The sequence below is a fragment of the Corynebacterium sp. genome, from assembly GCF_030826625.1.
GTDB lineage: Bacteria > Actinomycetota > Actinomycetes > Mycobacteriales > Mycobacteriaceae > Corynebacterium.
Map to the genome: position 1 here is coordinate 1 of NZ_JAPJNQ010000032.1, position 24338 is coordinate 24338.

The following is a 24338-nucleotide window of genomic DNA, read 5'->3' on the forward strand; positions in this document are numbered from 1 at the left end:
CAAACCCGAGCGTTTTGCCCATGCCGGTGCGCGCTTGGCCGATCAGATCTTTCCCGTCTAGTGCCAGGGGCAGGGTGAGCTCCTGGATTGCGAAGGTGTGGTGGATGCCGTCGTCGGCAAGCGCCTCGCAGATTTCCGCAGCCACGCCCAACTCGGCAAACGTGGGGGTGGCGGGCTGGGTGGATTTATTGCGGGTAGACACGCCTTAATACTAACGCGGAAAACTGTGGAGATAGAAAGTCCCGGCATGTACTGAAGACGGATCTTGACTAGAATATGGCAGAAGGCTAACGAGACAGAACGATAACCGATGCTCGTGATGAGCAACTGGAAGGTGAATACGCACGTATGAATATCAAAATTGGTCTGATTGAATCTCCTCGTGAACTCGTCATCAGCTCAGAGCTTTCCCACGACGAGGCCGTTAAGCTCGTCAAGGATGTGTTGGGTAAGGCTGATGACGTGGTTGAACTGGCCGATGCCAAGGGACGTAAATACCTGGTGCGCACCAACGCGATTGCCTATGTTGAGGTCGGCAGCAGTGAGCAACCTGTTGTTGGTTTCGGTGGCGCCTAACTTAATTTGATGAGCAATCTAATTTGATGAGCAATACGGTCGAGCGATTTGTCCGCAGCTATGGCTGGTGGCGCGTGGTGGTTATCCCCGCGTTACTGGTGCTCACGGTTGCCGTGCTTGTCGACGTCTCCCGCGGCAGCGATGAAGATTCCAGTGCGCACGGCGGTAATCACTCAGCTCGGGAATCCGACGGCGGCCATAGTTCGCACGAGCATGCTGAGGGCGAACGTGGCGACGGGCCAGATCCAGGTGCGGCCACCCGTGCCGAACTTGGATTGCGCGACCTGCCTGCGGGTGGCACGTATTCCGCGAATGGCGCTGGCGTGTTCCGTCCCGTCGGAACGCCCGGCCAAGAAGTAGGGCTGGGTGCAGAAAAGACGATTCGCTATACCGTGGAAGTCGAAGAAGGCCTTGATACCGTCCCCTATGGTGGCGATGATGCGATTGCGCACATGATCGATGCCACCTTGGCGGATCCACGTGGGTGGACTTATGATCCGGCCTTCAAATTTGTTCATGTTCACCCCGCAGAAGAACCAGACACGCGCATCCTGCTGGCCTCTGTTGCCACCACAGCAGAGATGTGTGGGGTTGACCTCGAGTTAGAAACGTCATGCCACACCACGATCACGGGTGGCTCGACGGTGCTGCTCAACGAGTCGCGCTGGGTGCGCGGTGCAGGGCCGTTCCAAGGGGATCTGGGTGCCTACCGGCAGTATTTGATCAACCATGAGGTTGGACACGCCATTGGTTACCCCCACCACCAAGCGTGCACGGGTGATGGAAACCTCGCGCCGGTGATGATGCAACAAACCATCAGCCTGCAAAACTCGGAGCTGTTCGAGCTCAACCCAGACGAGGTATATCCGGATAACCCCGATACCTGTCGCCCGAACCCGTGGCCGTATCCCCGCCCGCTTCCCGCCGGGGCAGCACTCGATGCCCTGCATGAACCGGAGAAAGAGACTTAACAACCGCCATGCCTGTGCCACCTGATCATGTCTGTGAAGCATTTCAAACCCCAGCTGAATCACCGGTTCCGCTGGGGCATGCCTGGGATAATGGCACCAAAATCGGCGATATGGTGCTCTCGCAGGCATCGCCGACGGCACTGTGGTCGGCAAAGGTACGCGCCGGGCTGTCTGTCGACGGGGCGCGTATCGCACGGCCAATCTTGTCGACGGATGGGCGCTACACTGTGTCTGGTTGGAAGGCCAGTGCCTGGAGCCAGGGGGACCTATCGCGGCGAGTGGATGAGACAGCGCTGCTGGGTTTAAACCTGGCACAGAAATTGCGGGAGGTTGCCGCGCCTTTGAGCTCGCGTGATGATATTTTTGCGCGTGCAGAAGCAGCCGCCTGGCAAGAAACCGGTGAGGCTTACCGCGAGTTAGATCCCGAGACTTCGTATTGCGTCGGGCATGCTGATTTGTTGGCTTCGACGATTTATCATTATCTGCTACCCCCGATGATCGTGGATTTAGTGCCGACGGCCGCGCCGCGCCCGGTGGGTTACACTTGCGCTCTGGTGATTGTCGATGGCCTTGTTGCTGGGGTAGTAGATGACGCCGTTTGTGATCGTTTTGCGCATGTTCGCGATATGGATCAATTATTGCTGCGGGCAGTGGCGTACCGGCGTCATGTCAATAACCTGCACCCCGACGCGAAAGCGAACACACGTTCCCATATTAATCGGGTGGAAGACCTTCTCGTGTCACGGGCGTATGCCATGCTGTAAGGCATGACGAAAATTCACCCGAATCCAGACGTCAGACTGGTCTCTCACACTAAGCAAGCGCAGCACCGCGAATGGTCGCTGGACCTGCCCACCCATGGGAAGTGGAAAGTCACCGGTCCGGCTGGTTCTGGTGTGTCATCGTTGCTGATTGATACCACTGTCGAGCGCGTCGAGCAGTGTCTGGCTGCCGGACAGGATCCGTCTGGCATCGTGGTGATTGCCCCGTCGAAAGAATCCGGTGCCAGGCTTCGCCGCGAGCTATCAGAACGAATTTCGCAGTATTATTCGCAGGGCCCATTGGTGCGTTCAGTGCATTCGGTCGCTTTTGGTTTGCTGCGTCTGCTCAGTGATTTACCGCTGCGGTTGATCAGCGGTGCAGAACAAGACGCCATGATGCGCGAGTTGTTGCGTCTACAGGCGCAAGATTTCGCCGAATATGCTGCTGCGGACGAGCCGGGTGGAGATCCGGCGCGTGGTTTTGCAACAGTAGATTGGCCCGCTGAGGTGCGTCCCGCATTGACGTATCTCGGATTCGGGCGTCAGCTACGCGATTTCTTGTTGCGCGCGGTTGAACGCGGCGTGAGCGCCGAGCAATTGGAAGAATTAGGCGAGCGCTTTGCGCGCCCGATGTGGCAGGCGGCCGCACAATTTCTGCGAGAATATACCCAGATGATGGAGCTGGAAGGCACCTATCGTTTTTCTGCGGCCGAGCTCATGGCAGAAGTTTCCCGGAGCTTAGACGAGATCCGAGAACTAAGCCCGTGGCATACCGTTATCGTGGATGACGCCCAGCTTTTAGATCCCACAGCTGGCCGTTTACTGCGCGCATTGATTGATGGTGCTGAACTCGCCGTGGTCGGTGGAAATCCGGACCATGCGATCTTTCATTTCCGTGGTGCCAGCCGTGAATTCTTCGATGAATTTCCAGCAGAGCACCTCCTTGAGCTGCGCGATGTGCACCGCAGCCCGAAGCGGCGGGCTCTGCTTGCAGAATCCTGGACGCAAAACACCACCGCGGTCGTCGATGCGGTGCGGCGTCGCCATCTCGATGACGGGGTGGCATGGTCGGATATTGCTGTAGTCGTGCGTTCGAGTGCGGATATGGGCGGGATTCGGCGTGCGCTATTGGCAGCCGGGGTGCCGGTCTATATCAGCCCAACCGATACCGTGTTGGCAGAACAGCCGGTGGTGGCGCATTTGTTGTTGGGCATTCGTGCCCTGCAACAGGATTTAACTCGCACAGAATTAGAACAACTCGTGCTCGGCCCCGTGGGCGGGGCAGACCCGGTCATGTTGCGTCGACTGATTCGTGGTTTGCGTCGCTTTGCCCCGGAACAACGTGGCATCGATACCTTGGCACAGCTTCTCACTGTTGAAGATGAACTGCCGGATTTCGCAGAACTACTGACTGAGCGCGAAATCGATATTTTGGTGCGCATTCGTGGAGTCATCCAGGCTGGGCGCAATGCACTGCGAGGTGGGAGCGTCGAAGATGTGCTTTGGGCAGTCTGGGAAGCCACCGAACTTTCCGGAAGGCTAGCTGCCACCGCCTTGCGCGGCGGTGCGGCTGGATCGCAGGCAGATCGTGATTTAGATGCCGTGATGACGTTGTTTGATGCGGCCGGTGATTTCGTGGAACGCCGCCCAGAGGCATCCGTGGAGACCTTCGTGCAGCATATAACGGAGCAAGAATTACCCACCGGGGTGCGTGAACGTCGTGGCTCACGCACCGAGTCAGTGGAAATCGTGAGTGCCCACGGCACGATCGGTCGGGAATGGGACACCGTCATTGTCAATGGGGTTCAGGAAGGCAGTTGGCCAGATCTTGCAGAAACCGGCTCGTTGTTCGGCCAGGAAGACTTGGTTGATTTCCTCGATGAGGGGATCGCCCCGGATGTTTATGTCTCGCATGCAGCAGACCGGTTGGGTGAAGAGCGTCGGCTGTTTCGCGTTGCCACCACTAGGGCCCGCTCGCTACAGGTGGTGAGCGCGGTGCACGCCCCGCATGCCGACGAAATCATTGAGCCATCGCGGTTTTTCCTCGCTTGGTGCACGAAATACTCCTTGCAGCCTGAGCACATCATCTCAGCAGAAACCGCGTCTGACCGGGAAGACGCTCTGCGCCGGGTGGCCGAAAGCGCGAGCGCGCGCGACGAGTCGGCCACTGTAGATACTGTCAATGCTCAAGCAGACACTGCAGAACTAGCTGCGGCGGAAGATGCCCTCACGGTCCCGCGGTTGCTCTCGGTGGCATCCGTGGTGGCTGAGCTACGCAGAGTTGTCTGTGACCCCGATTCCGGTGAACAAGAAACCCAACAAGCTGCGCGCCAACTAGCTCGACTGGCAGTCGCTGGAGTGCCCGGCGCTGACCCTAGCCAATGGTGGGCGAATACCGAAACCGTTGCTGCAGAGATCCCCACACCGGACCGGATTCGCCTCTCGCCTTCGCGTATCAGCGGATTGCTGGCGTGCCCGATGCGGGAAATCGTCGAAAAGCTCGGTGATTCCACCACCACGGATGCCATGCGGCAAGGCACCTTGGTGCATGCATACTTTGAAGCAATCGGACGCGGTGCGGATGCTGAGTGGGCACAGATGAAAACAGAACAAGCCTATCGCGAGACTTACCACGGGCCGGCCTGGCGGAAAGATTCTGAACAAGCACAATTTAGTGAGCTATTGACGAGGACGAAAGGCTGGATTGTAAGTACCCGCGAAGCCTTGGAATATGTCGGCAGCGAAATTGATGTCTTCGTCGAAATCGCGCCGGGAATTTCTATCGGCGGGCGCATCGACCGATTGGAGAAAGACGCGGGCGGCAATTTCGTCATCGTCGATTTGAAGACTTCCTCATCGTCCCAGATGCCTAGCCAAGCCGAGACCGCGCAAAACCCACAGCTCAGTGCCTATCAACTCGCCTTGAGCAAAGGAAAAGTGATCACCGACCGGAAACAAGAAGTACGGGTAATCACCGGTGAGGGTGTTGAGATCGGCATGGCGATGTTGCTGTATCCCATGGGCAGAACGAACGTTGCCGGTACCCGCGAACAAGCAAGGCTAGAACCAGAACAACTGCAGCAATTCGAAGAGCAGCTACCACCGTTGATCGCGGAATTATCCGGGCCGACGGTGACTGCGCGACCGGGGGATTATTGTGAGTATTGCTCGCTACGACCAGTGTGTCCGGCGCAAGCAGAAGGGGAAGTGATCACGCATGTCTAAACAGTCAAGTTCAGACGTAGAATCCACAGCACCGCAACCCACCGGGGGAGATCAGTCTGGAGAAGGCGTGCAACGTAGGGGTGATATCAGCCCAGAACTGCTCTCAGAAATCTTGGGGCAGCGATTTGCACCAACCGAGCAACAATCCGCCATCATCGGAGCGGCTCCGGGGCCACTATTGGTGGTTGCCGGTGCCGGTGCCGGCAAAACCGAAACCATGGCTGCACGCGTGGTCTGGCTGGTGGCTAACGGTTACGCGCTGCCCGAAGAAGTCCTGGGATTGACCTTTACGCGCAAGGCCTCGCAGGAACTGGCTAAGCGCATCCGCGACCGGTTACAGGTATTGCGTGATTCTCCGCGCCTGCCGGAGATCGATCCTGATGGCAGCCTACGCGCTAATCTCGAAACCATCGCACCCCGCGTGTCGACGTATGACTCGTATGCGGGAGACCTGGTGCGTGAATATGGCCTGTTGCTGCCGGTAGAACCCACCGCACGGCTGATCACCCAAGCACACTTGGTCGCGATTGCACAATCGGTGGTGCGTGAATTCGAAGGCAAACTGGAGACCGACAAGAAAGAATCCAGCATCGTAAAAGAGCTGCTCGAGCTGTTTGACCGGATGGCGAACAATCTGAGCTTCGCCGATGATTTCCACGAATGCGCACGAGCTTTCGCTGAAGTCGAGTACCTCCCTCGAGCTCCGCGGCAACGCAAAAACCTCAACCGTACGGTGCAAGACTGGGTCGACCGCCAGCAAACCCGCGTGGACTATCTGGCGCTGATCGAAAAGCTCGAGGAGGAATTGCGTGAACGCAACGCGGTCACGTTTACCCAGCAAATGTCTGCTGCTGCTCAGCTGGCACGCGAACATCCCGCCGTGGGAGTCTCACAGCGCAGGCACACCAAGGTCGTCATGCTCGACGAATACCAAGACACCTCGCATGCGCAGCGGGTTTTATTGCGAAATTTGTTCGGCAACACCCCACACGAAGGCCTAACTGTCACAGCGGTGGGCGATCCCATGCAAGCGATCTACGGTTGGCGTGGAGCTACCGTCGAAAACCTAGCCAAGTTCGGCGAAGATTTCCCGGCAGCTGTTGCTACACCTGCAACCACAGACGCCACCGAACAAGTCAGCGAACCAGCGCCGAAAAAAGAGCTCACGACGTCATGGCGAAATCCATCGTTGGTTTTGGATATCGCCAATACGGTGTCTCATGCCGTGCTCGGCAGCGGTGAAAATCGTCCGGTAGCCCCGCTCGAGCCACGTGCGGGGGCGGGCGCCGGCCAAGTTAGTTTCGGGTATTGGCAGAATACGGAAAAGGAAATCTCCTGGATTGCGGGTAATCTGCAGGAAAAATACGATCGTTACCTGCAAGAGCGGGAAAATAATCCTGATGCCCGTTTTAGTGCGGCTGTGCTCGTGCGCAAGAACAAGCAATCCCGGGTGATTGCAGAAACACTAGAACAATATGGTGTGCCGTACGAAGTCGTCGGTTTGGGTGGATTGTTAGAAATCCCAGAAGTAGCTGACATGATGGCCATCGCTACGATGCTGATCCGCCCAGAAGATATGACAGCAGCGTTGCGCATTATTTCTGGGCCTGCTGTTGGTTTGAGTCTGGTAGATATCAAGGCCCTGGCTGCTCGCGCGAACAACCTCGCTGGCCGGTTGCGCAATCGCGCTGGCGAGACCGTAGATTCAGATAGCTCTGCTGCCAGCAATACCTTTGGTACTGAAGCGAAACTTGAAGGTGAAGCGAAACCTGAAGTCGCACCGAGCCCGACAAGTGACGCCGCTGCTGACGGTCCGCGGCAACCAGAGGATATCTTGGAAGAGCAATTAGCAGCTGTTCTGGAAGAAGAAGCCGAACAGATAGTCGGCATCACCGATGCCATTGCTGATTTGGGTGAGCCCGAGCGCTATTCCGAACAAGGCCTAGCCCGAATTTCTGAGCTGGCGTCGAAACTGCGTTATCTGCGTACCTATTGCTTGGGCAAGCCACTGAGCGATTTGTTCGCCGATATCATCGATACTTTCCACCTGCGCACAGAGGTTTTGACGCACCGCCGTGCAGGTGCGGTTCACCTCGATAAAGCTCTCGAGGCGATTGCAGAGTTCGACGGTGAACCACTCGAAGCATGGCTAGATTATGCTGAATTAGCTCGTGAACACGAAGATGCGCTGAGCCCAGGTGAAACCGCGCGTGCCAGCGACCGGGTACAGATCATGACCGCGCACAAGGCTAAAGGCTTGGAGTTTTCCTCGGTCTATGTTTGCCATGCCGATGCGAGTACCTACAAACCACAAACCCGAACCTTCTTGACGGATCCTTCGCACCCGCCGCATCATTCCTGGAGCGAACTGTTCGCTGCCGAGGATCGCAAGGAATTCGAAAACTACGGAAAAGAATTCATCTCCACGCAAAAAGAGGTGGATGCTGAAGAAAACACCAGGTTATTCTATGTGGCGCTGACACGGGCAGAAGATGAATTGGTGATCACCGGCTCAGATAAAAAACCTTATGAACATTTTGCGGAAATCCATCGCCAGGCAACTGCGCACAAGGAGTCGGATTCGCAGGTGGCCATCGTGCATTGGGAACTTGACGAAAATGAAGAGGCGAGTGACGCTGCAATCAGCGAAGATACCGGTGCCGATACTGAACCAAGCTGTGATGCCGAAGAATCTGCAGAATCCACGGTGACTGCAGAGATTAGCGCACAATTTCCATCGGTGAGCCCACGTGAAGAAGTCCGCCGCGGTGCTGAAATCGTCCAGGAAGCGATGCGTGCCTTGGATACCGAAGATGAGATTGCTCCTGTCGGCGGTGAATTATTCTCGCTGTGGGAACGCGAAACCACCGCGCTGATCGAAGAACACCGAGCGCTTGCCGCACCAGTCGTGGACGTGGAAATTCCTGGTGAACTCACAGCTTCGGAATTGGTGGCTTTACGCGATAATCCCACGCAATTTGCTCGCCGTCAGCGCCGTCCGGTTCCCTTTAAACCCAACGCTTATGCCAAACGTGGTACGGCATTCCACCAATGGATCGAAGACCGTTATGGCTCAAATGCGATCCTCGACGAATCTGAATTGCCTGGTCACGCCGAAACTGAGGAGCAGGATTTTGACAAACTCAAAGATGCATTCTTAGCCAGCGATTGGGCAGAGATGACCCCAACGAAAATTGAGCAAGGATTTGAATTCAGCCTCGGTAGCTCGGTGGTACGCGGGCGCATGGACGCAGTATTCGATATCGGTGAGTACTGGATGGTTATCGACTGGAAAACCGGCAGGCCACCGCAAGGAGAGCAGATGCGTTCGGCAATTATTCAGCTGGCGGTCTATCGTGAAGCGTGGCAGAGGATCCGCGGCACGAACAAACCAGTGCGTGCAGCGTTCCACTACATCATGGATAATTACACTTTCGAACCATCGCAGCTGCCGGATGCCGGTGAGCTCGCCACCATGTTGGAACGCGACGCTTACTCCGAAAGCACTTCCGACGAACGCTAGCGCTGGTCACGATGCAACCAAAGGAACCGTAAACACAACGATGCGTGGAAAAATCAAGGCGAAGCTTCGGCGATTTGAGCTGACTTCGTTGCCGAATCATGCCTTGGATGATGTTATTCACATCCCCGAGGCCATACGTTCGCACCCATTTTTTCTTATCCTGCGCCGATTTCTGCTCGCAGCCGGCATTGTCTTTGCCGTCGCAGCTGTCGTCTATTTTGGTCAATCCGGCTACAACGTAGAACTCAACTTCATCGACGCGTTGTACTATTCGACGATTTCGCTGACGACCACTGGTTACGGGGATATCGTCCCGGTGACTACCGGCGCCCGGCTTACTAACATCATCCTGATCACGCCCGCCCGTATAGCATTCCTGATTCTGCTCGTCGGAACGACCCTCTCGGTGCTGACAGAGCGTTCGCGCAAATCCTTCCAGATTCAACAATGGAGAAAACACGTGCACGACCACACGATCATCATCGGTTTTGGTACGAAAGGCCAGTCCGCGATGCAAGCATTACTTGACGACGGCACCGACGTCCGAAACATCGTCGTCGTCGATCCAGACCGCGCCTGTTTGCGGGTGGCAGAGGCACAAGACGTAGTCACAGTGCAAGGCTCTGGCACTAAATCCGATGTGCTGAAAATCGCTGGGATTGAACGCGCAAAGAACGTCGTCGTGGCTACCAATAGTGATGACACCAACGTGCTGGCCACGCTATCGGCGCGTGAGATGAACAAGCACGCCAAGATCTCAGCTGCGGTTCGCGAAATCGAAAACCGCCACTTGTTGTTGCAGTCTGGGGCTAATTCCACCGTGGTTTCCTCAGAAACTGCGGGACGTTTGTTGGGTTTGTCGACGTCGACGCCGTCGGTGGTGCGCATGATGGATGATCTGCTCTCACCTTCAGCGGGCTTTTCGATCGCGGAGCGTCCCGTCGCCGGCTATGAGATAGGTGCGAACCCACGCCATTTATCGGATATTGTTCTCAGCGTCATCCGTAATGATCGGGTCTACCGAGTCGATACCGATGAAACCCTCGAGCTGCGGGCACAAGATCGTCTGTTGTATATCCGCAAGAGTGACGAATCTGAGCGGAAACGGAACTACGAAAAGCGCACCGCGGATCGTGCAGGGGAGCGCACCGGCGGGAAACCAAAAACGAAAACGGACCGCGAGAACAAACACAAAGAACCGGCAGAGCGCACATGGGATTGCCACGGACGGCACGTCGATGAGCAACGCGAACTAGACGAATCTGAGTAATAGATCAGAAACGAAAAACTAGCCAGTCTGCTATGGCTCCACTGACAACAATCGGGAACACGAGAGGCAACAACCAGAATCATGGTGAACCTGGACGATCTTGACGACGATCAACGCGCCGCCGCCACGGCCCCTCGTGGGCCGGTTGCGATCATTGCAGGTGCAGGAACAGGTAAAACTCGAACCATCACCTACCGTATCGCGCACCTGATTGATCAGGGCTTCGCCAAACCTCACAGTGTGTTAGCACTGACTTATACGGCCCGAGCCGCTGGAGAAATGCGTGATCGCTTAGCCAGTATGAATATCGGCGGCGTGCAAGCCAAGACTTTCCACGCCGCCGCCCGTGGACAATTGCAGTATTTCTGGCCGCAAATTGCTGGCGACCTGCAGTGGAAAATCCTGGATAACTCTTTCCCGGTGGTTGCCCGCGCTGCTCGTTCTGTCACGAATACGCCTACGAAAGAAACCATCCGTGACCTGCAACGCGAAATTGATTGGGCGAAGTCTAGCTTGCTCGGAGCCGAAGGCTACGCCGCGTATATCGACAGCATCGATCGGACCCCACCGCTGCCAGCTGATCAGGTAGCTGAGGTCTATCGTCGCTATGAACAACTCAAAACTAGCGATGAGGGGCTTCTCCTCGATTTTTCTGATTTCCTGCTGCACGTTGCCGGTGCGCTCGAAAATGCCCCCGCGGTAGCTGAAGAATTTCGCCAGCGCTACCGCACTTTTGTCGTCGACGAATATCAGGACGTTACCCCGCTGCAGCAGCGGGTGCTGGAAGGCTGGTTGGGCGAGCGCGATGATCTCACCGTGGTTGGCGATGCGAATCAAACAATTTATTCGTTTAACGGGGCAACCCCGCAATATTTGCTTGATTTCTCGCGCCACTTTACTAACGCCCACGTCGTCAAGCTGCAACGCGACTACCGCTCAACTCCACAGGTTACGAAGCTGGCTAACCAGGTGATTGGTGCAGCCAAGGGGCGCATCGCTGGTACTCGGTTGGAATTGCAGGGTATGCGTGAGCCCGGGCCGGAGCCAGTTTTTCGCGAGTATGAATCTGACCCAGTAGAAGCCCGCGAGATCGCTGGACAGATCCTCACGCTTTTAGACCAGGGCGTGCAGGCAAAAGAAATCGCTGTGCTTTACCGCACGAATTCGCAATCCGCCGTGCTTGAGCAAGCGCTTGCCGATGCCGGCATTGCCTACCAAGTCCGCGGTGGCGCCAGCTTTTTCCACAACCCCGTGATTAACCAAGCGATGAAAGAGCTTGTTCGCGCAAATCTCAACCGAGACCTACCACCGGATCCGGTCGCGGTTGCCCGCGCTGCGCTGGCACCGCTGGGGTATTCCAACCGGGAACCCGATGGTGCACAAGAGCGGGAACGATGGCAGCTGTTGCGGGCGCTGGTTGAGCTGATCGAAGAGATCGTGCAGATACGCGATACGGATTCACTGGATGTGGTTCTCCGCGATCTTCGACGACGCTCCGAGGACAAGCAACCACCAGCAGTCAATAGCGTGACCTTGGTTACTTTACACGCAGCAAAAGGCCTGGAATGGGATGCTGTGTTCTTGCTGGGGCTGACCGAAGGGTTGCTGCCAATCAGGCAAGCTCTTGAAGCTGGTGACGAGCAGATCGAAGAGGAACGTCGTCTGTTCTATGTTGGTATTACTCGTGCGCGTAAATATTTAGCTCTTTCATGGGCGCTGGCGCGACACGAAGGAGGCCGTGGCAATCGTAAACGTACGCGTTTTCTTGATGGCATCGTCTCGGCCCAGGCTAACGACGAAAAATCAGTGGCACGCGTGCGTAAGACTAAAAAATGCCGGGTGTGTAAACAGGCTTTACACACTCCTGGCGATAAAGTACTCGGCCGTCATGCAAGCTGTGAGACCGAGGGCAACGATGAAGTATTCAATCAGTTGCGTGGCTGGCGTGCGCGGATCGCACGCGAAGAACAAGTGCCGGCGTATATTATTTTCTCCGATGCCACACTGCAGGCAGTCAGTGAAGCGTTGCCGCATACCGTCGATGAGCTCTATGGCATCAGCGGAATTGGTCGAAAGAAAGCCCAGCTATTCGGTCAGGACGTATTGGAGATTGTCCGCCAGTATGCATAAAACATTCCGGACACCGTGGGTGATTATCCAGCACACGGTGCTGCGGACGAGCATAAGGATCTAATTCATAAAATTGCCCAGGATGCACCCGGTGGGGCTGCGCACCCGGCGGCGGGCTCAACCCATATAAGCTTTCCAGCACGACGATGACTTGTGCGACCGCTGCATGCGCCGCGGCAGTAGGGAAGTGATGCCCCATCTTGTGCTGCTGCATACTCAACCCCAACGCGGCAGCATGCCAGGCGGGATCGCGATCCGTGCGGTGCAATTCTGCACACAACGGGCACGGCCCCAATCCGTCGATATGCACTGGGCCAATGATGCCAGTGGTATCAACGAGCGAGACGGGGATCCAAGTGCGCGCCAACGATAGCAACATCGGTGCCATAGTTGTGGCTTGCGCAAGCCGGTCGACAACCACCAGTGGGATATTGCTTTCGTCCGCGTTTTGCATGCCCATATAGGTTTCTTCGGGTTCGCCAGGCAGCGGTGAGCGCACTAAAAAATTGCTCTCCGCCAATGCGTTGCGCAGCATCGTGGCCAGTGGGCTGGTTCCCAGTACAATGACGGGATTGGGTGCTGCTGAGCGAATGATGCCGTAGGCGATGAGATCATCGAACAAACTATGTGCAGCAGCGTTCGCTAATCCGGCGCTTTTCGTGGCAGCAGAGAAATCCGCGCGTTCGAAAACACGCGGAAGGTTGTCCAAGGCTGTTGCTAATGCATCAGGACGTGCGGTTTCAATGATGCCGACGCGAGTCGCGTCGGCGCCAAATTGCAGGCAATTTTCATCCCGCTGGATGACGCGCACACCAGGTGCAAAACAAAACCGATGTGTGCTGTCCGCCATGCAAATCCCCCCAGAGTTTGCAATAGAGCAGTAGATTCAATGTGATCTACTGGCGATCCTAGCGGGAATCACCGGATTCGTCCGAATCGGGTGATTCGTCATTGGGTGATTCGTCAGAGTCATCCGAGCCTTCATTGCGGAGCATTTCTTCGAGCTTCGCGAATTCAGCTTCGAATTCTTCATCACCGCTTTCATCCAACAGACCGTCGATAAACGCAGCTGGGTTGTCCAGGTGTTCTGGTTGAGGCAAGAAATCAGGGTGCTCCCATACCTGGTCACGGCGTTCTACGCCCACCGCTACGGTGGAACGGCGCCATAACTCGGCGGCTTCGGTGACCCTTGGGGCGCCGAGTTCAATGCCGACGACCTTTTCGAAAGCCTGCTCAGCGGAGCCACCGGAAGCACGGCGACGTCGCCAGGCTTCTGCCATAGCCTGGGTCGATGGAATGCGATCCTGCAAGGCTTCGCTGACGACGAACTCTACCCAGCCTTCAATGAGTGCGAGTAAGGTTTCCAAACGCGCGACTGCGGCCGTGTTCCGTGACGTGATTCGGGGAGACAGGTCCATGCCCTGCAAATTTTGCATAGCATCTTGGATTGCTTGCGGGTCGCCAGATTCCAAGTTTAAATCGCGCGCAGCTTCTTCGATGTGGCTGGTGTCAATCACCAATCCCACCGCGTATTCCTCCACGGACGAGACCAATCGCTCACTCAACCACGGCACGTGTTTGAACAGGCGCTGGCGGGCAACTTCTCGAGCTGCAATATAAACCAACACCTCTTGACCTTTGACGTTGAGATCGCGGGCAATAGATTGAATGTTGTGCGGCAAAATTGCGGTGGTGCCAGCTGGAGCGACGGGCAAGCCGAAATCCGAGCCGGTCAGCGCTTGCTTCGCCAGATCGCCCAAGGCGTGGCCGAGCTGCATCCCGAAGTTCATTCCGGAAAGCTGGCTCATCATATTAGACATTGGCCCCATCATTTTCCGGGCTTCTTCCGGCATGGATTCTAACTGGGCTTCATTCATGTGCTTCGCCACTGGGTTCACGAAGCGTTGCCACATTGGAATCGTCTGCTGCAGCCAATCTTCAGCATTCCAAGCAATGACGCGGTTTTCGGCCGTCGGCAAGTCTGTGGAATCATCCAACCACAGCTCAGCCAAGCGGGCGGCTTCCTCGACGGCGGTGGTGTCTTGCGTGGAAATCTTCGTTGCCGATTTAATTTGTTGGCCGGCGATGCGCTTGGCCATGTCATAGTTAACGGGAGAATCGTCGTTGCTGTTCATCGACGAACCCATTCCAGACAGCATTTGGCCGAATTGGTTCAGCATATCGCCGAGGCCACCGGCGCCACCGCCATGGTTGTGGTTACGGTCATCGTCATCATCACCGTTGCCACTGTTGGGAAAGGAAAATCCGAATCCGTTAGTCATGTCTCCAACCTACAGAATAAGGCGGCGAACTCGCTGGCGTGTAAGGCCAGAAACCCCAACGCTGTCAGCGAACACGGTAGTCTCTTATACGTGAATGACGCTGTGAATGCTTCGAAAGGCACGCCGGACGGTACTGGTGCAGGAGCCGTTGGCAATGGCCAAGCTGAGAGCAATGGAACCGCCAGCAACATCGGTGCCAATGGAACCGTCAGCAACATCGGTGCCAATGGATCCGTCGTCAAGCCAACAGGCAAGAAAAAACCGCGGATGACCTCCGTTGCGCTCGGCGCAATCCCCGTCGTCATCCTCGGGGCTTTGGTGAGCATGGACCATATTCCAGGGACTAATATTTCCCTCGCCGTGCCTTATGCAGCAGAGGGGAAGGGCCCGACGTTTAACACTTTGAGCGACGTTCACGGGACCCCGGTCGTTGATGTGACAGCGGGTGAGGGCTTCGAGGTGGATGAACACCCCAACGGCAATCTCAATATGACAACGGTTTCGGTGCGCACGAATATGACGGTGGCGCAGGCGTTTACACGCTGGATTGCTTCGGATGACACCATGGTGCCGATCGAAAAGATTTATCCGCCGGGCACGAACCGAGAGCAGTTCCAGGAGCAAAATCAGGCAGCTTTTAGTGCGTCGGAGGCCGCTGCAACGGTCGCAGCGATGAATTATCTCGATATCCCAACGCGCACCGCGATCGCGCAGGTGTTGGAGATTTCTGCAGGAAAAGACCAGCTTGCCGACGGCGACGTGCTCCACAAAGTGGATGGACAAGAGATTCATTCGCCGGAGGACGTGCAAAACGCGGTGCGTGGGCATAAGCCGAACGAGACCATTCACCTGGAGTTTGAACGTGACGGCAAGCAACGAGAAGCAGACGTCGAACTGCTAGAAAATCCGCATGCGAAAGGCGAAGCATTATTGGGTATCACGATGACCTCTGTCCCGGATGCCGATATTGACGTTGCCTATAATTTGCAAGACGTTGGTGGCCCGTCGGCAGGGATGATTTTCTCGCTCGCGGTGATAGACAAGCTCAGCGAAGGTGATCTCACCAGTGGGAAATTCGTCGCCGGGACCGGCACGATTGCCCCGAATTCTCAGGTGGGGCCCATCGGTGGAATAGCGCACAAAGTCGCGAAATCCGCGGAAGTCGGTGCGGAGTTGTTCTTAGCGCCGGCCGATAACTGTGCGGAAGCCACCAGCGTTGATCACGGCGATATGGTCATCGCGAAAGTGGAAACCCTCGACGACGCGATCGCGGCCATGGATGCTTTTGCAAACGGCGACGACGTTGTTACCTGCGGTGAGTAGAGCAGTCACCGGGCCGCAGCACTAGGCTCGGGCAGTGGGGCCGGCGGTGAGACCAGGCACAGATTGGGGTTAGCTGACTAGTCCGAGCTCTTTGATCTTTTTCTCCGGTTCTTCGGCGTCACCAGAGATCATGTGTTGCATGACCAGCCCGGATTCCGTATTCACCACCGTAATGATTGCGGTGGAACCCAGCGAGGACCACCCAACGACGCGATCGCCGGAATCGTCAACGACCTGCGAGGTGCGTAGTTCCGTCAGTGTTTGCAAAGTAGAGACGGCCTTGGAAGTGGATTCGGTGAACTGGAATTGGCCCACCGATGCGCCCGAGCAGTTGTAATAGCTTTGCATGCCGACGGATTCGCAGGAATCGAATTGCTCAAACAATGAGCGTGGAACTAATTCGCCGAAGACTTCATAGGCGTTAGCTACCGATTCGGGCATTACCCCGTTTGCTCGGCTTGCGGTCGCGCTGCTTGTCGACGTTGCCGTGGATGTTGCACTGGCGTTGCCCGAATCAGCGGCGGTGCTTGTGTTGGTGCGTGACGAGTGCGCTGCATTGCTGCTCGTGCTCGTGGTGCTTGACGACGAACTGGTGGTGCTAGTCGACGTGTTTGAGCTGGTTTCTTCTGCCGTGGTGGGAGTCGTTGATGTTTCCGTCGTGGTGGACGTCGATGGCTTCGCAGAGGCGTCGACATCGTCGTCGGAAGCGCACGCGACCAGCGCTAGCGGCAGGGCTGCGGTGGCTGCGAGGGTGGCAGCGCGCGTGGTGAGTGTGCGAGCAGAAAACATGGCGGACACGAAAACTCCCGGGGTCGGTAAAAGTTTCAACCTTTTATTGAGACTAGTGAAACTCTAGAGTACGTCATCGCTGCTCTGGTTGAGGCCATGCCGTAAAGCTGCGATAACACCCGGTGCGATTCCTGGGCCGCCGCGCAATTGCACGTCGTCTTCGGCGAAGGGGCCGGCGGCCGCTAATTCTTCTTCTGTGGGTCGCAACTGCAGCAAGGTTTGTTCAATCTCGTCGGCCGCGTACTCGTCGCGAATGACCCCGGAAAACAACCGCGCCGGGCGGGGCTCGGAATCGCGCGAATCCGCGGTGTCTTTGAACTTGATTTCCTGTGCCAACACCGCGCCAACGACGTTGTCCGGCCAGACCACGCGTGAGACATAATCTGCTAAATGCTCTGAACCGGGCTCAATGTTATTGGGTAGATCGTCCTGCACCACCAGCGTCAGGGGAGCTGAGTCGTCGAAATCGACCATCTGGCTCGCCAACAGGCTCGTCGGCACCAACGCGAACAAGGTGGGCGGACAATCCCATCCCTCGGGGTGGATAAAGTCTACGGCTTCCATCATCGCTCGGTTCAGCATTGGCTGGGTTATCTGTTGCTTGTTCATCTTGCTGGTGTCCTTTTGTTTCGGTCTACTATTGCCTAAGCTAGATCACTATAACGCTTTCCATTTTTCGATAATTTTAAAGGAGTTGGACTTGGCTGGCAGCCTTAACCAACCTTCACCTACTATGCGTAAACCGCCACGGTTTTTGTCGTGGATTATCGGCATCATCGTGGTGCTCTTTGCGTTCGGCCCGTTGGTGGTGTCGCTGTACACCGATTGGCAATGGTTTGGTGAAGTCGATTTCCGCGGGGTGTATACCACCGCGATCATTACCCGCATTGTTCTGTTTTTCATCTTTGCCATTGTCGCCGGCCTGGTTACCTTCCTGGTCGGGTGGCTGACGTGGAGAAATCGGCCGACCGATGTCTCGATGGCCGATGTGAACTCGCCGGTGTATCAGTACCGCGATTCCATTGCGGCGACGATGCGCAAATTCCTCTACGGTGCACCGCTGGTTATCGCATTAGCGGCAGGATTTTTGGGCCAAGGCTATTGGCGCACCGTCCTGCTGTTTTTGAATGGCGGGGACTTCGGCCGTGAAGATGCTGAGTTCGGCATGGACTTGGGCTTTTATGCCTTTAGCCTGCCGCTTTTCAACATCGTGGTGTCGTCGCTGGGCGTGCTGCTGATTTTGTGCTTTTTGGTCTCGCTGATTGGCTATTACATCCTTGGTGGGATCCGCGTAGGTAGCCAAGCTGCCGGAGTAAAGGGATCAGTTTCCAAGCCAGCTCGCATCCAGCTCGCTGTGATCGCCGGGTTGTGGATGCTGGTGCAGGTTGCCAGCTATTTCTTGGATCGCTACACGATTCTGTTTAACCAGCACGACATTTTCGCCGGTGCTTCGTTTACCAACTTGCACGCGGATCTGCCCGCCAAGATCATTCTGATCGTGGTTTCTGCGTTGGTGGCTGTGGCTTTCTTCATGGCGATCGTGATTAAGGATCTGCGCATTCCAGGTCTTGCTGTGGTGCTGATGTTGGTGACTTCCATCGCTGTGGGGACCGCATGGCCGCTGCTGATGGAGCAGTTCTCCGTCCAACCGAACCGCGCGTTGAAAGAAGCGCAGTCGATTGAACGTAACATCGCTGCCACCCGTTTCGCCTACAACATTGATGACACCAACGTGGAGTACGAAACCAACTGGGGTGCTGGTCAGGTTTCTGACGACGATGTCGCTGCCGACGAGCACACCATCTCCAACTTGCGTTTGTTGGACCCAGATATTCTGGCGCCGACGTTTACCCAGCAACAGCAGCTGCGTAACTTCTACGGCTTCCCTGATGTGTTGTCCATGGATCGCTATGAGATCGACGGGGAACAGCGCGACTTCGTCGTCGCCGCGCGTGAGCTCGACCCGAATGCGCTGCGCGAAAACCAGCGCTCGTGGATCAACCGCCACACGGTCTACACCCACGGCAATGGTTTTGTAGCGGCACAAGCCAACACCATTAATGAGGCCGCGGAATCTGCCGGTTCCACCCGTGGTGGTTTCCCGGTATATACCGTGTCTGATTTGCAGACCTTGGCTTCCCGTGCCGAGGACGAAGATGCTGAAGAACTCGGCATCAAGGTGGATCAGCCGCGCGTTTACTACGGCCCGGTTATTGCCTCGGCGCAGGACGGGCTGGATTATGCAATTGTCGGCAACAACGGCAACGACGTGGAATACGACACCGATTCGTCCACCTACACCTATACCGGAGACGGCGGAGTTGGCATCGGTAACTGGTTTAGCCGTGCGATCTATGCCGCGAAGTACCAGGAGATGAACTTCCTGCTGTCCGATCGTGTTGGTCCTGATTCTAAGATCTTGTATGACCGCGACCCACGTGCCCGCGTCGAAAAGGTGGCGCCATGGCTGACCACTGACTCGCACACCTACCCGGCTGTCGTTGATGGCAAGATTAAGTGGATCGTGGATGGCTACACCACCTTGGATGCGATGCCATACAGCACGGAAATGTCGCTGTCGCAGGCTACTCGTGACGCACTGAACCCGGATGGCACTGAGCAGCGTCTGATCAATGACCGCATCGGTTATATCCGTAATTCGGTGAAAGCCACCGTGGATGCCTACGACGGCACCGTGGAGCTTTACGAATTCGATACCGAGGATCCAGTGCTGGACGCGTGGCGCGGAGTATTCCCGGATACGGTGAAAGACGAGTCGGAGATTTCCGACGAGCTGCGCTCGCACTTCCGCTACCCAGAGGACATCTTCAAGGTGCAGCGCAACCTGCTGGCGCGCTACCACGTGGATGATCCAGGCGTGTACTTCTCGAACGACGCGTTTTGGTCGGTTCCGCTGGACCCAACGCAGCCGGAATCCCAGGAGCTGCCGCAGCCTCCGTACTACGTGATGGCGGCAGATCCGCAGAACCCGGATAAGTCCAGCTTCCAGATGGTGACCCCGTTCCGTGGTCTGGAACGTGAGTTCTTGTCCGCGCACATGACGGTGACTTCGGATCCGGATAACTACGGTGATATCACCGTCCGTGTCTTGCCGACGAACACACAGACGCAGGGTCCACGTCAGGCACAGGATGCCATGATGTCGTCTGACCAGGTAGCCCGCGACCGCGGCCTGTGGGAACGCACGAACGAGCTGTACAACGGTAACCTGCTAACTCTGCCTGTCGGCGGGGGAGAGGTGCTCTACCTGGAGCCGATCTACGCTGAGCGCAAGGATCAAGACTCGGCGTTCCCGAAGCTGTTGCGTGTGCTGGTTTCCTATAAGGGACGCATCGGCTATGCGCCAACCATCGGTGAGGCCCTGGAGCAGGTAGGTATTGACTCGCAGGCGGCACAGGATATCGACCTGGTCGATGGTGACGAGGACACTTCCCGTGGTTCCTCCGATGATGCTGATGCAGCTGATACTGCAGAGGCCGGTGCTTCGGCTTCCAGTGACAAAGATGCTGACTCGGATCGCGATTCCGCGGATCGCTCTGGTCCAACCCCACCAGCGAGTGGCGACGGCGTCGACGCGATCAACGACGCATTGCGTGAGCTGGAAAAGGCGCGGGATGGTTCCTTCGAGGAATACGGACGCGCGCTGGATCGCCTGGACCGTGCGGTGGAAAACTACCAGTCGCAGAACTAGCGATAGCACGATTGGCAGCGATGCAACGTCAGTAAGATATTGCTCGCGAGATCGTTGATAATCCCGCTGTGTGCCCAGCACATGGCGGGATTTGGTATATCTAGCGATGGTATGTATAGTTACATGATGTCAGCAAGCGAGAGATCGCGAAGGTGTTCGAAAGTGGAAGCCTTCGGCTGGCAGATGAATTGAATATCATCCGACGCGGGGTGGAGCAGCTCGGTAGCTCGCTGGGCTCATAACCCAGAGGTCGCAAGTTCGAATCTTGTCCCCGCTACCAATATTCAACGGATTCCCCAGTGGTGCTTAGCGCCGCTGGGGATTTTTCGTATACCTGTTTTCAAAGCGTACGGCATGCGTACGGCATGCTCGAAATCTGGTCTTAATTTCGAGTGTTCGCCTGATTAGATGGAGCACGTGAGTGGTAGCTGATTTTCTTAGTTGGGCCCTCGTTATGGCGATGCCGGGGCCTGATATTATCTCTATCGGCCTGCAAACCTCACGGTATGGTCTGCGTGCGGGGTTCTGGACGGCTCTCGGCGCTGCACTGGGAGTGGCGGTGTGGTCAGTGCTCTCGCTGGTTGGTATCGAGGCGTTACTGGTCGCTGTTCCTACCCTGCGAGTCGTGCTACCGCTGGTCGGCTGCGTGGTTCTCGTGATATTGGGCGTTCTGGCTCTCCGTGGCGCAGCAAGGCCAGCGCGCAATTACGTCGACCAAGTCGTGACAGAATCGACCCTTTCGACGCGATCGCCAGAGAACAGCACATGGGCTAAGTCGCTTCGATTGGGCTTTGTCACCAACATTTCGAATCCAAAGGCACTGGTTTTCTTTACCTCTTTCTTTACGCAGATGATGAGCCACTACACTGGGTTCAGCCAGAAATCCCTGGTTCTCGGCCTTCTGCTAGTGGTGACTCTGCTGGTATTTCTCATGATGTCCGTGCTGTTGAAAGCAGCAGCGAATTCGCCTTTGGCCCGAATTCCCGCTGTTCGTTTCCTGCCTGGCATTGTCTTCATTTCTATTGGTGTCTTCTATTTCTTCGAACTTGTCTAAACAATAAAAAAGAAAACTATGCGTGTTCTTCATGTCAGTCCTGATATTTCAGACACTGCGACCTTTTTGCAGGAGACTGGTGTTACTGCGGAGCAAAGTCTGAATTCGATTGTGGTTTCTACCAAGATGTCAGGAAAGCGACATAACACTCTCGTTCTGGTTCCTGCCACTCATCGTTTAGATAGTAAAGGTCTCAAGCAGTTGTAGGGATTTACGTTCCTATCGAGTAGTGCTGGTTTTCGGTCTAGGCTGAGATCATGGGTACCAATCTGTTCGAGTCTGCACCTTTCACCACGACTGAGGGCCAGGGGCAGTTTTTCACTGATCCGGAGGCAGCGGTGGATCGGCTGCAGGAGATCCATCAGGCAAATATGTCTTATTTGGTTGCGCAGTATGGCAGAGCCTGCACTGCAAAAATAGCTGGTGGCCAGTTGCCTAGCTCGATTCGTGCGTGCTATCCAGAGCTGCGCTTTAGCGTCGAAGAGATTGGCGAGATTGATTCGTCCTTATCGCACGGATTCGTTGACCGCCCGGGAACATATGCGACGTCGATTACTCGCCCGCGGATGTTCCGGCGCTATCTGCTTGAACAGATTTCTAATTTGCTCGCTCACCATGGCGGGGAGGTAGAAATTCGGGTGTCTGCACAGCCGATTCCGTTACGCATGTGTCGTGGTTTCAACGAGGCTTCCGAAAAGGCAGCGCGTTTGTTTAACGAAGCCGCCACACAGGGGGAGCCCGCCACGATGACGGCTGCAGATATCGCTGCTGTGGAGAGGCGTTTTACCCCGATTGACTCTGCATTCGTCGATGATGCTGTCGCGGATGGGGAAGCAGATTTTTTGAATCTGCCGGTTAAACCGTTGAGTTTGTTCACCGCACCGCGCGTTGATCTGGCTTTGCAGCGGCTGGAGCATTACACCGGAGCGAACGCCAGCAACCTGCAGCGGTTTGTGCTTTTTACTAACTATCAGCTGCATACCGACGTGTTTTTGCACTACGCTGCCTCGCTAAACGAGACGGATGCCTGCAATTCGCTGCCATACACCGAGCTGGTTTGTCCGGGAGACTTGCACTTTCCGGTTGGCGACATCCCCGCAGCTGAGGTATGTCGCCAGCACGCGCATGAGCACCAGATGCCGGCTTATCACCTGGTTCGGGAAGACGGGTGTGGCATTTCCATCATCGATATCGGGGTCGGTCCGTCGAATGCCAAGACCATCACTGATTGCTTGGCGGTGCTCCGGCCACACTGCTGGATGATGGTGGGGCATTGCGCTGGCCTCGACGGGCGCATGCGCATCGGCGACATGATTTTGGCCAATAGCTATGACCGCTCCGATGGCGTTCTCGACAATCTGGTTCCCATGGAAAAGCCGATTCCTCCGATTGCGGAAGTGCAGATGGCAGTCACCGATGCGTTGCGGCGAGTTTCCGGATTGTCCGGTGATGAATTACGCAAGCGGCTGCGTACCGGAACCGTGCTGTCGACGTCTGACAGAAACTGGGAATGGCGCGCGCAGTCTGATATCTATCGGGAACTGCAGAAATCGACGGCGATCGGCGTCGATATGGAATCGGCGACCATCGCTACCAACGGTTACCGTTTCCGCGTGCCGTATGGAGCGTTGCTGAGCGTATCGGATAAGCCTTTGCATCACGAGCCCAAACTGCCCAAATCGGCGAAGAAATTTTATCAGTCTTCGAAAGAGGAGCACCTGCTGGCAGCGGTGCGTGCCTGCGAGAAGATGGCTGAAGGGCCAGACCAGTTGCATTCACGTAAACTGCGCAGGCCGGTGGGGGAAGTAGCGTTTCGCTAGCAAAAGTTGAGCGGGCTGCTCCTAACTGTCCTATGTGGTATATGACTCGTCTGCGTGTTATTGTGTTCCGGGTAACGTTCTTTGAGCTTCTTGGGGAGTCATGAATTCTAAAAACCCGTTCCGCGTCAAGGACTATCGGCGCTGGTTTGTTGGCGAAACTTTACTGTCCGTATCTGCTGGCATGGGTCTGGCAACTATGTTGTTGGCGGTCGAGATCTTTGACTCTGTGGCAACGGCAGGATTGTTCTTTTCTGTCGTTAGTTTGTTGGGCATCCTCGGATCGGCGGTAGGCGGGTCGCTTGCGGATAGCGTACAGCGCCGAAGCTTATTCAAGATGTTTTCTCCAGTCGTCATTGTATGCTCGCTGGGGATTGCCATAACCGTGAGTGGTTATTTTTATGCAAACTGGACGACGCAGGCTGCCGTCGTGGCAATTTCTAGCTTCGTACTAATTAGTAGTGCTATCACGGGCGTCCTCGACCCGGTCATGGATGCAGCCCTGAAAAATGTGATTTCTCCGGAGCAATTTCCTCGGGCAGCAGGAGCTGCAGAAGCCCGGGAGTCGACGATATCGATTGCTGCCAGCCCGGCGTCCGGTGCATTGTATTCTGCGCTGGTACCAGCTCCATTTGTGGTGCAGTTTTTCTGCAATCTCGGTTTCTATATCAACGCCTTAGCAATTCGTACGCCACTCGGGCCGAATAAGGAAAAGGAATTTGGCCTGGATGATGAAGAGCAGACGGAAACGCAAGATAGCCCGCCAACGCGGTGGTGGCGAAACCTCACTGCAAAGCTGAGTGGCGGGTATGGGCCAGCGTGGAAGTTTTTGCGTGAACATAACGCGCTGTTTCGGATTCTGCTCAGCGCGCCGTTAATTAACTTATTTGTTTTCGGTACGTTTT

18 protein-coding genes and 1 tRNA gene are annotated in these 24338 nt (G+C 56.0%); 14 read left to right on the top strand and 5 right to left on the bottom strand.

Annotation, left to right across the window (positions count from 1 at the left end; genetic code table 11):
- A partial coding sequence (locus tag RCH87_RS05450) for a DEAD/DEAH box helicase (RefSeq protein WP_306515718.1) occupies positions 1-202 on the bottom strand: 202 nt, incomplete at its 3' end.
- 146 nt (positions 203-348) lie between these two features.
- Between RCH87_RS05450 and RCH87_RS05455 the strand changes: the two genes are divergently transcribed.
- The 7 genes from RCH87_RS05455 to RCH87_RS05485 all read left to right on the top strand — a co-directional run bounded on the left by RCH87_RS05455 (position 349) and on the right by RCH87_RS05485 (position 12456).
- Positions 349-576 carry a DUF3107 domain-containing protein gene (locus tag RCH87_RS05455; RefSeq protein ID WP_306515719.1) on the top strand — a complete coding sequence of 76 codons (228 nt, stop codon included), beginning with the start codon at positions 349-351 and terminating at the stop codon, positions 574-576.
- Between the two features lie 26 nt (positions 577-602).
- Complete coding sequence (locus RCH87_RS05460; RefSeq protein ID WP_306515720.1) at positions 603-1547, top strand: DUF3152 domain-containing protein; 945 nt, start codon at positions 603-605, stop codon at positions 1545-1547.
- A gap of 8 nt (positions 1548-1555) precedes the next feature.
- Positions 1556-2311, top strand: a complete 756-nt coding sequence (locus tag RCH87_RS05465; RefSeq protein ID WP_306515721.1) for a hypothetical protein — start codon at positions 1556-1558, stop codon at positions 2309-2311.
- A gap of 3 nt (positions 2312-2314) precedes the next feature.
- A complete protein-coding gene (locus RCH87_RS05470) occupies positions 2315-5533 on the top strand; it encodes an ATP-dependent DNA helicase (protein ID WP_306515722.1) in 3219 nt (1072 codons plus the stop codon).
- Positions 5526-9056, top strand: coding sequence for a UvrD-helicase domain-containing protein (locus tag RCH87_RS05475; protein WP_306515723.1), 3531 nt, complete (start codon positions 5526-5528; stop codon positions 9054-9056). The genes RCH87_RS05470 and RCH87_RS05475 overlap by 8 nt, the downstream gene beginning before the upstream one ends.
- A 40-nt stretch (positions 9057-9096) precedes the next feature.
- Positions 9097-10326 carry a TrkA family potassium uptake protein gene (locus RCH87_RS05480; RefSeq protein WP_306515724.1) on the top strand — a complete coding sequence of 410 codons (1230 nt, stop codon included), beginning with the start codon at positions 9097-9099 and terminating at the stop codon, positions 10324-10326.
- Between the two features lie 81 nt (positions 10327-10407).
- A complete protein-coding gene (locus RCH87_RS05485) occupies positions 10408-12456 on the top strand; it encodes an ATP-dependent DNA helicase UvrD2 (protein WP_306515725.1) in 2049 nt (682 codons plus the stop codon).
- On the opposite strand, the gene RCH87_RS05490 is transcribed toward RCH87_RS05485, so the two are convergent.
- Entirely contained in the window at positions 12383-13306 is a 924-nt protein-coding gene (locus tag RCH87_RS05490) for a hypothetical protein (protein ID WP_306515726.1), read from the bottom strand. The genes RCH87_RS05485 and RCH87_RS05490 overlap by 74 nt on opposite strands.
- 58 nt (positions 13307-13364) lie before the next feature.
- Positions 13365-14738 carry a zinc-dependent metalloprotease gene (locus RCH87_RS05495; RefSeq protein WP_306515727.1) on the bottom strand — a complete coding sequence of 458 codons (1374 nt, stop codon included), beginning with the start codon at positions 14736-14738 and terminating at the stop codon, positions 13365-13367.
- Positions 14739-15005: 267 nt separating this feature from the next.
- Here RCH87_RS05495 and RCH87_RS05500 point away from each other — a divergent pair, with 267 nt between their 5' ends.
- A complete protein-coding gene (locus RCH87_RS05500; RefSeq protein WP_373690927.1) occupies positions 15006-16061 on the top strand; it encodes a PDZ domain-containing protein in 1056 nt (351 codons plus the stop codon).
- Positions 16062-16130: 69 nt separating this feature from the next.
- On the opposite strand, the gene RCH87_RS05505 is transcribed toward RCH87_RS05500, so the two are convergent.
- Positions 16131-16502 carry a hypothetical protein gene (locus RCH87_RS05505; protein ID WP_306515729.1) on the bottom strand — a complete coding sequence of 124 codons (372 nt, stop codon included), beginning with the start codon at positions 16500-16502 and terminating at the stop codon, positions 16131-16133.
- Positions 16503-16548: 46 nt separating this feature from the next.
- Between RCH87_RS05505 and RCH87_RS05510 the strand changes: the two genes are divergently transcribed.
- Complete coding sequence (locus RCH87_RS05510) at positions 16549-16917, top strand: hypothetical protein (RefSeq protein ID WP_306515730.1); 369 nt, start codon at positions 16549-16551, stop codon at positions 16915-16917.
- On the opposite strand, the gene RCH87_RS05515 is transcribed toward RCH87_RS05510, so the two are convergent.
- Positions 16914-17459: a PPA1309 family protein gene (locus RCH87_RS05515; protein WP_306515731.1), complete on the bottom strand. Its 546-nt coding sequence runs from the start codon at positions 17457-17459 to the stop codon at positions 16914-16916. The genes RCH87_RS05510 and RCH87_RS05515 overlap by 4 nt on opposite strands.
- Before the next feature lie 124 nt (positions 17460-17583).
- Here RCH87_RS05515 and RCH87_RS05520 point away from each other — a divergent pair, with 124 nt between their 5' ends.
- From RCH87_RS05520 to RCH87_RS05540, 5 genes are all read left to right on the top strand, one after another.
- Positions 17584-20562, top strand: a complete 2979-nt coding sequence (locus RCH87_RS05520; RefSeq protein WP_306515732.1) for a UPF0182 family protein — start codon at positions 17584-17586, stop codon at positions 20560-20562.
- A gap of 203 nt (positions 20563-20765) precedes the next feature.
- Positions 20766-20842 (top strand) — tRNA-Met (locus RCH87_RS05525).
- Positions 20843-20983: 141 nt separating this feature from the next.
- Positions 20984-21616 (top strand): LysE family translocator, encoded by a 633-nt coding sequence (locus RCH87_RS05530; RefSeq protein ID WP_306515733.1) that lies wholly within the window; start codon positions 20984-20986, stop codon positions 21614-21616.
- 257 nt (positions 21617-21873) lie between these two features.
- Positions 21874-23436, top strand: a complete 1563-nt coding sequence (locus RCH87_RS05535; RefSeq protein ID WP_306515734.1) for an AMP nucleosidase — start codon at positions 21874-21876, stop codon at positions 23434-23436.
- Positions 23437-23536: 100 nt separating this feature from the next.
- Positions 23537-24338, top strand: an 802-nt coding sequence (locus RCH87_RS05540) for an MFS transporter (RefSeq protein WP_306515735.1), incomplete at its 3' end; no start/stop codon positions are given.

What these genes read in the sequence shown, in the direction of transcription:
- RCH87_RS05455 (WP_306515719.1), top strand. Translation starts at nt 349, where the DNA reads ATGAATATCAAAATTGGTCTGATTGAATCTCCTCGTGAACTCGTCATC.
- RCH87_RS05460 (WP_306515720.1), top strand. Translation starts at nt 603, where the DNA reads ATGAGCAATACGGTCGAGCGATTTGTCCGCAGCTATGGCTGGTGGCGC.
- RCH87_RS05465 (WP_306515721.1), top strand. Translation starts at nt 1,556, where the DNA reads ATGCCTGTGCCACCTGATCATGTCTGTGAAGCATTTCAAACCCCAGCT.
- RCH87_RS05470 (WP_306515722.1), top strand. Translation starts at nt 2,315, where the DNA reads ATGACGAAAATTCACCCGAATCCAGACGTCAGACTGGTCTCTCACACT.
- RCH87_RS05475 (WP_306515723.1), top strand. Translation starts at nt 5,526, where the DNA reads ATGTCTAAACAGTCAAGTTCAGACGTAGAATCCACAGCACCGCAACCC.
- RCH87_RS05480 (WP_306515724.1), top strand. Translation starts at nt 9,097, where the DNA reads ATGCGTGGAAAAATCAAGGCGAAGCTTCGGCGATTTGAGCTGACTTCG.
- RCH87_RS05485 (WP_306515725.1), top strand. Translation starts at nt 10,408, where the DNA reads ATGGTGAACCTGGACGATCTTGACGACGATCAACGCGCCGCCGCCACG.
- RCH87_RS05490 (WP_306515726.1), bottom strand. Translation starts at nt 13,306, where the DNA reads ATGGCGGACAGCACACATCGGTTTTGTTTTGCACCTGGTGTGCGCGTC.
- RCH87_RS05495 (WP_306515727.1), bottom strand. Translation starts at nt 14,738, where the DNA reads ATGACTAACGGATTCGGATTTTCCTTTCCCAACAGTGGCAACGGTGAT.
- RCH87_RS05500 (WP_373690927.1), top strand. Translation starts at nt 15,006, where the DNA reads ATGACCTCCGTTGCGCTCGGCGCAATCCCCGTCGTCATCCTCGGGGCT.
- RCH87_RS05505 (WP_306515729.1), bottom strand. Translation starts at nt 16,502, where the DNA reads ATGCCCGAATCGGTAGCTAACGCCTATGAAGTCTTCGGCGAATTAGTT.
- RCH87_RS05515 (WP_306515731.1), bottom strand. Translation starts at nt 17,459, where the DNA reads ATGAACAAGCAACAGATAACCCAGCCAATGCTGAACCGAGCGATGATG.
- RCH87_RS05520 (WP_306515732.1), top strand. Translation starts at nt 17,584, where the DNA reads ATGCGTAAACCGCCACGGTTTTTGTCGTGGATTATCGGCATCATCGTG.
- RCH87_RS05535 (WP_306515734.1), top strand. Translation starts at nt 21,874, where the DNA reads ATGGGTACCAATCTGTTCGAGTCTGCACCTTTCACCACGACTGAGGGC.